General features: G+C 69.9%; 11 protein-coding genes. 2 read left to right on the forward strand and 9 right to left on the reverse strand.

The annotated features are described in order from the left end of the window. The 5 genes from nadD to ABD289_RS17875 form a co-directional block, all read right to left on the reverse strand. Positions 1-483 (reverse strand): nicotinate-nucleotide adenylyltransferase (gene nadD, locus ABD289_RS17855; RefSeq protein WP_344133742.1); only part of this gene is annotated, 483 nt, incomplete at its 3' end. A 296-nt stretch (positions 484-779) separates the two neighbouring features. Then, positions 780-1001, reverse strand: a complete 222-nt coding sequence (locus ABD289_RS17860) for a ferredoxin (protein ID WP_344133745.1) — start codon at positions 999-1001, stop codon at positions 780-782. 59 nt (positions 1002-1060) lie between these two features. Beyond that, the gene (locus ABD289_RS17865; protein ID WP_344133748.1) at positions 1061-2266 is read right to left on the reverse strand and encodes a cytochrome P450; all 1206 of its coding nucleotides are present in this window, start codon (positions 2264-2266) and stop codon (positions 1061-1063) included. A gap of 83 nt (positions 2267-2349) precedes the next feature. After that, positions 2350-2931 (reverse strand): TetR/AcrR family transcriptional regulator, encoded by a 582-nt coding sequence (locus ABD289_RS17870; RefSeq protein ID WP_344133751.1) that lies wholly within the window; start codon positions 2929-2931, stop codon positions 2350-2352. Between the two features lies 1 nt (position 2932). Continuing rightward, entirely contained in the window at positions 2933-4243 is a 1311-nt protein-coding gene (locus tag ABD289_RS17875; RefSeq protein WP_344133754.1) for a glutamate-5-semialdehyde dehydrogenase, read from the reverse strand. Between the two features lie 106 nt (positions 4244-4349). Between ABD289_RS17875 and ABD289_RS17880 the strand changes: the two genes are divergently transcribed. Both ABD289_RS17880 and ABD289_RS17885 read left to right on the forward strand, forming a co-directional pair. Beyond that, complete coding sequence (locus ABD289_RS17880) at positions 4350-6470, forward strand: RecQ family ATP-dependent DNA helicase (RefSeq protein ID WP_344133757.1); 2121 nt, start codon at positions 4350-4352, stop codon at positions 6468-6470. Positions 6471-6661: 191 nt separating this feature from the next. After that, the gene (locus ABD289_RS17885; RefSeq protein ID WP_344133760.1) at positions 6662-7939 is read left to right on the forward strand and encodes an MFS transporter; all 1278 of its coding nucleotides are present in this window, start codon (positions 6662-6664) and stop codon (positions 7937-7939) included. 138 nt (positions 7940-8077) lie between these two features. Here the strand turns inward: ABD289_RS17885 and proB are convergent, their stop codons facing one another. The 4 genes from proB to rplU form a co-directional block, all read right to left on the reverse strand. Next, entirely contained in the window at positions 8078-9193 is a 1116-nt protein-coding gene (gene proB / locus ABD289_RS17890) for a glutamate 5-kinase (protein WP_344133763.1), read from the reverse strand. Further along, entirely contained in the window at positions 9190-10701 is a 1512-nt protein-coding gene (gene obgE / locus ABD289_RS17895) for a GTPase ObgE (protein ID WP_344134042.1), read from the reverse strand. Before obgE ends, proB begins: the two co-directional genes overlap by 4 nt. 207 nt (positions 10702-10908) lie before the next feature. Beyond that, positions 10909-11166, reverse strand: coding sequence for a 50S ribosomal protein L27 (rpmA, locus tag ABD289_RS17900; RefSeq protein WP_344133766.1), 258 nt, complete (start codon positions 11164-11166; stop codon positions 10909-10911). A gap of 14 nt (positions 11167-11180) precedes the next feature. Then, positions 11181-11489: a 50S ribosomal protein L21 gene (gene rplU, locus ABD289_RS17905; protein ID WP_344133769.1), complete on the reverse strand. Its 309-nt coding sequence runs from the start codon at positions 11487-11489 to the stop codon at positions 11181-11183. Between the last annotated feature and the right edge of the window lie 283 nt (positions 11490-11772).

The following is an 11772-nucleotide window of genomic DNA, read 5'->3' on the forward strand; positions in this document are numbered from 1 at the left end:
GGAGATCGCCATCGCCGGGATCTCCACCAGCGAGACCGAACCGTCCGGCAGGTGGTCGCTCTCCAGCGAATATCCCGGGCGGGTGACGCCGATGAAGTGCGCCTGCTCGAACATCTCGTCGATCCGGTGCCAGGAGAGGATCTGTTCCAGCGCGTCGGCGCCGGTGATGAAGTACAGCTCCGCGTCCGGGAACTCGGCGTGCAGGTCGCGGAGCGTGTCGGCGGTGTAGGTGGGGCCCTTGCGGTCCACGTCGACCCGGCTGGTCAGGAACCGCGGGTTGGATGCGGTGGCGATCACCGTCATCAGGTAGCGGTCCTCGGCGGGACTGACCACCTCGTGGCTCTTCTGCCAGGGCTGCCCGGTGGGCACGAACACGACCTGCTCCAGGCCGAATTGCGCCTGCACCTCGCTGGCTGCGACCAGGTGCCCGTGGTGAATGGGATCGAAGGTGCCACCCATGACCCCGATCCGACGGCGAGACATAGCTAGCAACCCTAGTCAAACCGGGAGATCGAGCGGGTCGGCGGGGCACCCGGAGGTGCCCGGGAACACGAGAGGTAGCGGGCCTCGACGTGAGCACCCCGCCACCTCACGTCGAGGCCCCGCGCGCCGATCTCGGGGCCGGCTCCAGCTCCCCCTCGAACCGGCCCCGAGACCCTGCGCAACCCTCCGGCGGCTGGGGGCCCACCTTCGGGTCGCGGGCGCTGCCCTGTTTCAGGCGCGCACCGGGGAGACCCGAAGGAGTGAGGCCAATGACGCGAGAAGGAGCGTGACGCCGGTCACTCTTCCGGTGCGACGACCTTCCCGGAGTCGACGTCCTTGACCAGGATCGCCTCGACCGGGCAGGACTCGGCAGCGTCGACGACGTCATCGGAAGGCTCGATGCGGCCCTTCTTCGCCACGGAGTAACCGTCGACCAGCTCGAAGTGCTCCGGCGCCACGCCCGCGCACATGCCCGATCCGATGCAGGTTTGGTCGTCGATCGCGATCGACCAGCTCATGGTGAACCTCTTTCCTTCGCTCTTGGCCGTCATCATTCTTGTATGAGCGAGATCACTTGTCACCCTTGCCACGAGAGCGACATCCGCTGCGGCCCGCGGACGAGCATCCCGGTCTTCCAGTCGACGTCGCGCTCCGGCGCGCTCGCGAAGTCCAGGCCGGGCAACCGGGTCAGCAGGGTGCGCAGCGCGACCTGCAGTTCCATCCGCGCCAGCTGGGCACCCAGGCAGTGGTGCGGGCCGTGGCCGAACCCGATCTGCGAGGCCTCCTCGCGGGCGAAGTCGAGCTGGTCCGGGTTCTCGAAGACCGACTCGTCGCGGTTCGCCGAGGCGACGCTGACCAGCACCGGCTCCCCCGCCCGCACCTGCACGCCGCCGAGCTCGACGTCCTCGGTGGCGTAGCGCGGGAACCCGGCGCCGACGCCCAGCGGAACGAACCGCATCAGCTCCTCGACCGCGCGCGGGATCAGCTCCAGGTCCGCGCGCAGCTGCGCGAGCTGCTCGGGGTGCGTCAGCAGCACGTAGGTGAAGTTCGGGATCTGGCTCGCAGTGGTCTCGTGTCCCGCGACCAGGATTCCGGCCGCCAGCTGGACCATCTCGTCCTCGGAGAGCTTGTCCTCCTCGTCGCGGGCGGCGATCAGCGCGGTGATCAGGTCATCGGCGGGCTCGCGGCGGCGCTGCTCGATCAGCCCGGCGATGTAGGCCCACATCCGCTCCATGTAGTCGGTGACCTGCTCGGGGGTGAGCTTGGTCGTGGACAGGAACGCGTCGGACCAGACCCGGAAGTCCGCGCGATCGTCGAACGGCACGCCGAGCAGCTCGCAGATCACCGTGATCGGCAACGGCAGCGCGAAATCCTCGACCAGGTCGGCGGGAGCACCCTTGGCGATCATCTCGTCGGCCAGGCCGTCGGCGATCTCCTGGGTGCGCGCGCGCAGCTTCTCAACCCGCCTGCCGGTGAACGCCTTGGCGACCAGGCGGCGCAGCCGGGTGTGATCCGGCGGGTCCATCGACAGCAGGCCGCCGCTCATCGACTTCCGGGTGCGCAGCCGGGGCTCGTCCCGGTCGACGGCCACCGCGCGGGAGAACCGCGGGTCGCCGAGCACGACCTTGGCGTCCTCGTAGCGCGTGGCCAGCCAGGCGGCCTCGCCGAAGGGAAGCTGAATTCGCGAGAGCGGTTCCTGCTTGCGCAGCTGAGCGTAGAAGGGGTCGAGATCCAGCGCCTCGGCGCTGTTGAACGGATAGGTCCGCGGCTCTGTGGTGGTCATGCGCAGCTCCCGGTGAACTCCTCATGTAAGCAGTTGCTTACATGGTCACCGTACGCCGCCGCGAAGCGCTGCGCATGCGCGTTCTACTGATCGTCCGAAAGGTCCGTTCCGGCCAGCAGCGCAGCGGTCGCCCGATTGACGTATCGGGTGATCTGCTCCGGATCCGCCTCGGCCAGCGGGCTCTTGCCGAGCACCGAGCGCACCATGCCGATGCCGAACATCCAGGCCAGCACCAGATCGGCGCGCAGCTCGGCGTCCTCGGCCTCGGAGAGCTCGGCGAGCCGCGCGGTGTAGCGGGCGCCGAGCTCGTCGCGCAGCAGGTCGGCGGCGCGCTCATCGCTCCAGGACCGCAGCATCGCCACGATCGGGTGCTCGCCGTTGCGCTCCTCGGCCGACAGCAGATCCGAGAGCAGCCTGCGCGGCAGCTCCTCGGCGGGGACTTCGGTGACCATCCGGGCGCTGTTGTGCGCCAGCACCGATGCGAACAGCTCGGACTTGGAGCCGAAGTAGCGGAACAGCAGGGCCTGGTTGACCCCGGCGCGCGTCGCGACGTCGCGCACCGTGGTCGCGCTGAAGCCGCGCTCGGAGAACAGCTCCGAGGCGGCTTGCAGCAGCGCGTCCTTGGTGGCGGCCGCATCCTTCCTGCGGCGCGGCGCCTCCGTCACGTCAACTCCCCGAGGGGCGCACGTGGCCGTCGCCGTAGGCGATCCACTTGGTGGACGTCAGCTCGGGCAGCGCCATCGGCCCGCGGGCGTGCAGCTTCTGGGTGGAGATGCCGATCTCGGCGCCCATCCCGAACTCGCCGCCGTCGGTGAAGGCGGTGCTTGCGTTGACCATGACCGCGGCCGCGTCCACCTGGGCGGTGAACTGCTGGGTGGCGCGGTAGTCGTCGCTGACGATCGCCTCGGTGTGCGCGGAGCTGTGCTCGCGGATGTGCTCGACGGCCGCGGGCAGCGAGTCGACCACCTTCGCGGCGATGTCCAGCGAGAGGTACTCGGTGTCCCAGTCCTCGGCGGTGGCGGGCACGACGTCGGCGCCGCCCACGGCCACGACGCGCTCGTCGCCGTGCACGGTCACGCCCGCCTCGGCGAGCGCGGCGAGCGCGCGCGGCAGGAACTCCTCGGCCACCTCGGCATGCACCAGGAAGGTCTCGGCCGCGTTGCACACGCTGGTGCGCCGGGCCTTGGAGTTGAGCAGGATCTCCAGCGCGGTGTCCAGATCGGCGGCGCGGTCGACGTAGACGTGGCAGTTGCCCACACCGGTCTCGATCGCGGGCACCGTCGCGTTCTCCACCACGGCCTGGATCAGCCCCGCACCGCCGCGCGGGATGACCACGTCGACCAGGCCGCGCGCGGTGATCAGGTGCTGCACCGAGGCCCGGTCCTCGCTGGGCAGCAGCTGGATCGCGTCGAGCGGTAGCTCGAACTCGCCGAGCACGTCGCGCAGGATCGCCACCTCGGCGGAGTTGGAGTGCTTCGCCGAGGAGGAACCGCGCAGCAGCGCCGAGTTGCCCGACTTCAGGGCCAGTCCGGCGGCGTCCACGGTCACGTTCGGGCGGCCCTCGTAGACCATGCCGACCACGCCGAGCGGAACTCGCACCTGGCGCAGTTGCAGCCCGTTGGGCAGGACCTGTCCGCGCAGCACTTCGCCGACCGGATCGGGCAGGCCCGCGACGGTGCGCAGCCCGTCGGCCATCGCCTCGATTCGCCCGGTGCTCAGCGAAAGCCGGTCGATGAGCGCCTCGGACAGGCCGGACTCCCGGCCCGCGGCGATGTCGCGCTCGTTCGCCGCGAGGATCTCCGGGGCGCGCCGGACGAGCGCATCGGCCATGGCGTGCAGGAGGTCGTCCTTGGCCCCGCGGTTGAGCAGCGCGAGGTCGGCGGCGGCCCGCTTGCTGCGCCGGGCCGCGTCGCGGACCTGTTCGCGCAGGTCATCACGGGTGATTTCGGGGGTGGTGAGGGTCTCGGTGGCGGTCACGCACCCCAGCGTAATCCGTTCGGCGCAATACCCCGAAGCGGATTTCCGACACGCGGGACGCGCCCCCGCCGGAACAGCGCTCAGCACGTCCGGTAGGAACGGGCGCGTGGATGAGGACGCCCTGCGGGAAATGGCCGAGGAACGACTCCGGGCGCTCGCCGGCCCGGACGCCGAGCTGCGCGAGGACCAGTGGGCGGCGATCCGCGCCCTGGTGCTGCAGCGGCGACGGGCGCTGGTCGTGCAGCGGACCGGCTGGGGCAAGTCGGCGGTGTACTTCATCGCCACCGCGCTGCTGCGCGAGCTCGGCGAGGGGCCGACCGTGATCGTTTCGCCGCTGCTGGCGCTGATGCGCAACCAGGTCGAGGCGGCCGCAGCCGCCGAGGTGCACGCCGCGACGATCAACTCGGCCAACCCCGAGGAGTGGGAGGACATCGAGGAGCGCGTGGCCGCCGGTGAGGTGGACGTGCTGCTGGTCAGCCCGGAACGGCTGAACAACCCCGACTTCCGGGACACGATCCTGCCCGAGCTCACCCAGAACGCGGGCCTGCTCGTGGTCGACGAGGCGCACTGCATCTCCGACTGGGGCCACGACTTCCGCCCCGACTACCGCAGGCTGCGCACGCTGCTCACCGAGCTCCCCGAGGGAGTTCCGGTGCTGGCCACCACGGCCACGGCCAACGACCGGGTGGTCGCCGACGTCTCCGAGCAGCTGGGCGTCGGCGGGGAGTTCACCGACCCGCAGGAGACCCTGGTGCTGCGCGGCACCCTCGATCGGGAGAGCCTGCGGCTCGGCGTGGTGCAGCTGCCCACGGCGCAGGCCCGGCTGGGCTGGCTGGCCGCGCACCTCGACGAGCTCCCCGGTTCCGGCATCATCTACACGCTGACCGTGGCCACCGCCCACGAGGTCACCTCCTACCTGCGCGAACGCGGCTACGCGGTGGCCTCCTACTCGGGCCGCACCGATCCGGCCGAACGCGAGCAGGCCGAGTCGGACCTGCTGAACAACGAGGTCAAGGCCCTGGTGGCGACCTCCGCGCTGGGCATGGGTTTCGACAAGCCGGATCTGGGCTTCGTGGTCCACCTGGGCGCGCCCTCCTCCCCGATCGCCTACTACCAGCAGATCGGCCGCGCGGGCCGCGGCGTGCGGCGGGCCGATGTCCTGCTGCTGCCCGGGCCGGAGGACCGCGACATCTGGAGCTACTTCGCCTCGCTGGCCTTCCCGCCGGAATCCACGGTGCGCTCGGTGCTCGGGGCGCTGGAGCAGCACGGCAAGCTGTCGACCGCCGCGCTCGAACCGCACGTGGAACTGGGCCGCAGCAGGCTGGACATGGTGCTCAAGGTCCTCGACGTCGACGGCGCGGTGCGGCGGGTCAAGGGCGGCTGGGAGCCGACCGGTGAACCGTGGCAGTACGACGCCGAGCGCTACCAGCGCATCGAAGCCGAGCGGAAGTCCGAGCAGCAGGCGATGCTCGACTACATCGCCACCGGCCAGTGCCGGATGGAGTTCCTGCGCCGCCAGCTCGACGACCCGTACGCCGCCGAGTGCGGGCGCTGCGACAACTGCACCGGCTCCGGCTATTCCAGCGAGGTCGACGAGCAGGCCGTGCAGGAGGCCCGGGAACGTTTGCAGCGCCCGGGCGTGGAGCTCTCGCCGCGCAAGATGTGGCCCAGCGGGATGTCCTCGCTGGGCGTCGAGGTCTCCGGCAAGCTTCCCGCCGACGAGCAGACCACCAGCGGACGGGCGATCGGCAGGCTCACCGACATCGGCTGGGGAAACCGGCTGCGCGAACTGCTGGCAGCCGGGGCGGCGGACCAGGAACTGCCGGAAGACCTGTTCCAGGCAGGGGTCAAGGTCCTGGCAGCCTGGGAGTGGGAGCAGCGCCCGGTCGGCGTGGTCGCCCTGGGCTCGCGGACCCGGCCCAAGCTGGTGCGCAGCCTCGCCGAGCGCATCGCGAGCATCGGCCGGTTGCCGCTGCTCGGCGAGGTGCTGACGAACCCGAACACCACACCGCAGCGCGCGACGAACGGCGCGCAGCGGGTCGCCTCGCTGTGGCGGCAGTTCAAGGTCGACGACGAGCTGGCGGCGAAGTTGTCCGATGTGGACGGACCGGTGCTGCTGATGGACGACTACGCCGACACCGGCTGGACGATCACCGTCGCGGGCCGCCTCCTCCGCCAAGCAGGAGCACCGGCGGTACTCCCCTTCACCCTCGCGACGACCAACTAGCGACCCACCTCATGCCGGCGAGTCGTGAGTGACAGTTTTGCCTAAAACTGTGCGGACCTTTCGGCGCGGGAAGCTCACAGTTTTAGGCAAAACTGTCGTCGCTTTCGCTTCCGGTTGCCTTGGGATCTTCCGATCCCTCGGTCGGGGGCCTACGGTGTGCGCACCCCGTTGGTGGATGTCCGGAGGTTGCGATGGTCCAGGGCCCTGAGAAGACCGACGAGCACAGACTTCCCGTTCGGACGCTGGTCGCCGCGAGCATCGGCAACGCGATCGAGTGGTACGACTGGACCATCTACACCGCGTTCAGCGTGTACTTCGCCTCGGCGTTCTTCCCCGGCGAGTTCGCGCTGATCAACACCCTGGCCACCTTCGCGCTGGCGTTCTTCTTCCGCCCGCTCGGCGGCTGGGTGCTCGGCCGGTTCGCGGATCTTCGGGGGCGCAAGACCGCGATGTTGCTGACCATCACGCTGATGGCCGGCGGGTCGATGATCATCGGGATCCTGCCGAGCTACGAGAGCATCGGCTGGTTCGCGCCGCTGCTGCTGGTGCTCGCGCGGATCGGGCAAGGGATGTCGCTGGGCGGCGAGGTTTCCAACGCCTCGGCCTACCTGGCCGAGATCGCGCCCCCGGCGCGGCGCGGCCGGTACTCCTCGTTCTTCTACATCTCCACCGGTTCGGCCGTGCTGGTCGGTTCGGTGCTGGGTTTCGTGCTGAGCTCGGCGCTCAGCGAGGAGGCGCTGAGCTCGTACGGCTGGCGGATCCCGTTCGTCATCGGCGGTCTGCTCGGGCTGCTGGGCATGTGGCTGCGCACCACGCTGGCCGAGACCGAGCAGTTCGAGGAGAACAAGACCAAGGCCGAGCAGCTGAAGAACCCGCTGTGGCTGACGCTGCGGCATCACCCGAAGGCCGTCGGGCAGCTCGTGGGATTCACGATGCTCTCGACGCTGTGCTACTACACGTTCTTCAGCGCGCTGACCCCGTTCGCCGTCGAGACCCGCGGGGCCGATGCCACCGACGTCTTCCTGGCGCTGTCGATCGCGACCGCGCTGTTCGTCGTGCTGCAGTACCCGCTCGGCGTGCTCTCGGACCGCTACGGCCGCAAGCCGCAGCTGCTGATCTGGTCGGGGGCGACCGCGATCCTGGTCGTGCCGCTGTCCACACTGGTCCGACCAGGGCTCGGCAACCTGCTGGTCGTGTTCGTCATCGGACTCGGCCTGTACACGGCGATGACCTCGATCGCCCCGGCTGTCATGTCCGAGCTGTTCCCGACCGAACTGCGCGGACTGGGCATCGGCGCCTGGTACAACCTGACGGTGGCCATCTTCGGCGGGACGGCGCCGCTGGTCATCCAGGGCTTCGCGAGACTCGACCTCGCCTCGGTCTACTTCTGGTACGTCGCGGTCGGCGCGGCGGTCGCCTTCTTCGTCATCCGCACCCTCCCGGAGACCCGCGCCACCGAGCTCCGGTGACAGTCCTGCCGGAGGGGGCGACAGTTTTGCCTAAAACTGTGAGGGCCCCGCGCCCGAAATGTCCGGACAGTTTTAGGCAAAACTGTCGTCTCCGCCGCCGACACCGCTGGGGACGGGAGGCCTTCTCCGGAGGGAGGGTTACTTGCGGGCTACTAGGTCGTCGGCGTGGACCACCTCGCGGCGTTGTTCGGGCGGGAGGTCGTGCGTGGTGCGACCGATGAGCGTGGGGAGCTCTTCGGCGTCGTAGGCGACGACGCCGCGGGCCACCACGTTGCCCTCGGGGTCGAGGAGTTCGACGACGTCCCCGCTGTCGAAAGCGCCCTCGACTGCGGTGATGCCCGCGGCCAGCAGCGAGCGGCGGCGTTTGACCACCGCCGCGACCGCGCCTTCGTCGATCCAGAGGCGGCCGTTGGCACCGGCCGCGTGGGCCAGCCAGAAGCGGCGGGCGGACAACCGGGTTCCGGTGGCGGCGAACGCCGTGCCCACGTCGGCCGGCCCGAGCGCGTGCTCGGCGTTGTCCGAGGAGGTCAGCAGCACCGGAATACCGGAGGTGCAGGCGACTTTCGCGGCCGCGACCTTGGAGGCCATGCCGCCGGTGCCCAGTCCGGATGAGCCGGTGCTGCCCGCGTCCACGCCGACCATGTCGGCGGCGCCGTTCACCTCGCTGATCAGCTTCGCTCCGCTCCGGCGCGGATCGCCGTCGTACAGCGCGTCCACATCGGACAGCAGAACCAGCGCGTCGGCACCGACCAGGTGCGAGACGAGCGCGGCGAGCCGGTCGTTGTCGCCGAAGCGGATCTCGGAGGTGGCGACCGTGTCGTTCTCGTTGACCACCGGAACCACGCCGAGCCCGAGCAACCGGTTCAAGGTGCGCTGCGCGTTGCGGTAGTTGCCGCGCCGCACCACGTCATCGGCGGTCAGCAGCACCTGCCCGACGGTGAGGTCGAAGCGCGCGAACGAGGCGGCGTAGGCGTGCGCCAGGGTCAGCTGGCCGACGCTCGCCGCGGCCTGCTGGGTCGCGAGGTCCTTGGGCTTGCGGCTCAGCCCCATCGGCGCGATGCCCGCCGCGATCGCACCCGAGGACACCAGCACCACCTGGCCGCCTGCGGCGACCCGCTTGGCCACGGTGTCCACCAGCGAGGTGAGCCGCTCGGCGTCCAAACCGCCCTTGGTGGTGGTCAGCGAGGACGAGCCGATCTTGACCACGATCCGCTGCGCGTCGGCGACCGCCTGCCGCGTAGGCGACGTCGTCACTGGTCGTCCTCCTCGTCGACCTCCTCGCCGTCGTCCCCGACGTAACGGCCGAACTCGTCCAGCGAGGTGCGCCGGGCCCGCTTGGCAGCCTTGCGCTCGTGCGCCCGGACGCGGTCGTCCTCCTCCAGGCGCCCGTCCTCGCCGCGAGTGCCGTAGAGGGCGGCCATGCCCGCCGGGGTGGACGGCTCCCAGTCGAAGGTCATGTTGCCGATGGTGACCTGACTTCCCGGCTCGGCACCGCGCTTGGCCAGCTCGTTCTCCACGCCGAGCTTGGCGAGCCGGTCGGCCAGGAAGCCCACGGCCTCGCTGTTGTTGAAGTCGGTCTGCCGCACCCACCGCTCGGGCTTCTCGCCCCGCACGACGAACGCGTCCTCGAGCTCGGGGTCCTCCTCGACGGTGAAACCGCCGCCGTCGACCGCGGTCGGGCGCACGACCACGCGCGCGGGCTCTGGCTCGGGCAGCGTCTCGCGGTAGGCCTCGACCTCGCGGGCCATCGCGAAGCTGAGCTCGCGAAGTCCCTCGTGGGATGCGGTGGAGATCTCGAACACCGGCCAGCCGCGCTCGGCCATGTCGGCGCGCACCAGCTCGGCCAGCTCCCTGGCCTCCGGCACGTCCAGCTTGTTCAGCACCACGATGCGCGGGCGATCCGCCAGGTCGGCTCCGCCCATCTCCTCGGCCAGCGCCGGGGTGTACTCGGCGAGCTCGGTCTCGAGCGCGTCCACGTCGGAGATCGGATCGCGGCCCGGTTCCAGCGTCGCGCAGTCGACCACGTGCACCAGCACGGCGCAGCGCTCGATGTGGCGCAGGAAGTCCAGGCCGAGGCCGCGGCCCTGGCTGGCGCCGGGGATCAGGCCGGGCACGTCGGCGACGGTGAACACCGTCTCGCCGGCGGTGACCACGCCCAGGTTGGGCGCCAGCGTGGTGAACGGATAATCGGCGATCTTCGGCTTGGCCGCCGAGAGCACCGAGATCAGCGAGGACTTGCCCGCCGAGGGGAAACCGAGCAGGCCGACGTCGGCGACCGACTTGAGCTCGAGCACGAGCTCGAGCTCCTCGCCCGGCTCGCCCAGCAGCGCGAAGCCCGGGGCCCTGCGCGCCTTGGAGGCCAGCGCGGCGTTGCCCAGGCCGCCGCGACCGCCCGCGGCGGCCACGAAGGTGGTGCCGGGACCGACCAGGTCGGCCAGGACCTCGCCCTCCGGCGTCAGCACGACCGTGCCGTCCGGCACCGGCAGCACCAGGTCCTCGCCCTGCGAACCGTTGCGGTGACCGCCCTCGCCGCGCTTGCCGCTCTCGGCGCGCGCGTTCGGCCGGTAGTGGAAGTCCAGCAGGGTGTGCACGCCCGGATCGACGACCAGGCGAACGTCGCCACCCCGACCGCCGTTGCCGCCGTTCGGGCCGCCCAGCGGCTTGAACTTCTCCCGGTGCACCGATGCGACCCCGTTGCCTCCGTTGCCCGCTGCAACGGAGATGGTCACGCGGTCAACGAACCGCGACACGTATGCCTCCAGGAGGATCAAGCCGAGCTCGCACCCGGCGGACATGCTGGTCTGGAACTGATTTCAACAGCGCGAACGCCACTGCGCTTACCGGTCGCGCGCACGAGGCAACACGCGTCACATCGGACCCGCGCACCCCGAAACACACGAAGCGAGGGGCGGCCGGATGAACCGGTGTCCGCCCCTCGCTTCGGGAAGAGTTCGCTGTCGAGAGCCGGATCAGGCCTCGACCGGCGACACGCTGACGGCCTTGCGGCCGCGGTAACGTCCGAACTCGACGGTACCGGCTTCCAGCGCGAAGAGAGTGTCGTCCTTGCCCCGGCCGACGTTCAGGCCCGGGTGAACCTTGGTGCCACGCTGACGGATCAGGATCTCGCCGGCATTGACAACCTGGCCGCCGAAGCGCTTCACCCCGAGGTACTTGGGGTTCGAGTCGCGGCCGTTCCGAGAGCTGGATGCGCCCTTCTTGTGTGCCATGACTACTCAGGTCCTCACTTGTTGATGCCGGTGACCTCAACGCGGGTCAGCTTCTGACGGTGACCCTGCCGCTTGTGGTATCCGGTCTTGTTCTTGAACTTGTGGATGCGGATCTTGGGGCCCTTGGTCTGCTCGACCAGCTTGCCGGTCACGGCCACCTTGCTCAGGGCGTCGGCGTCGGTCGTGACCGCGGAGCCATCGACGACCATAAGCGCCGGGAGGGTGACCTCGGTGCCCAGCTCGCCATCGAGCTTCTCGACCTCGACGACGTCTCCGACAGCCACCTTGTACTGCTTGCCGCCGGTCTTGACGATCGCGTACATGAGTCGGAAGTCTCCTGCTGCTCGGTTTCGCTACTTCACCAGGTCTACGGCGGACGTCCACCTCGTCCACGCGGACGAGATTTCCTACCACGCCGTCGGTGCAGCGTCTCGGTGGGTTCCTGCCTCATCGCGATGATCACGAGGACTACCGCACTCGAAACAGGCGTTTAGTCTCTCCGCCCGTCCGGCGGCGAGAAGTTCTCACCCATCATACAGTCCGGGTTTTCACCCTCGTCGCGGGGCGTCCACCTGCGAGAGGGACCGGAGATCGGTCCCGCGCTCG

Origin of the sequence: Saccharopolyspora halophila, from assembly GCF_039531955.1 — a bacterium.
Classification (GTDB): Bacteria; Actinomycetota; Actinomycetes; order Mycobacteriales; family Pseudonocardiaceae; genus Saccharopolyspora; species Saccharopolyspora halophila.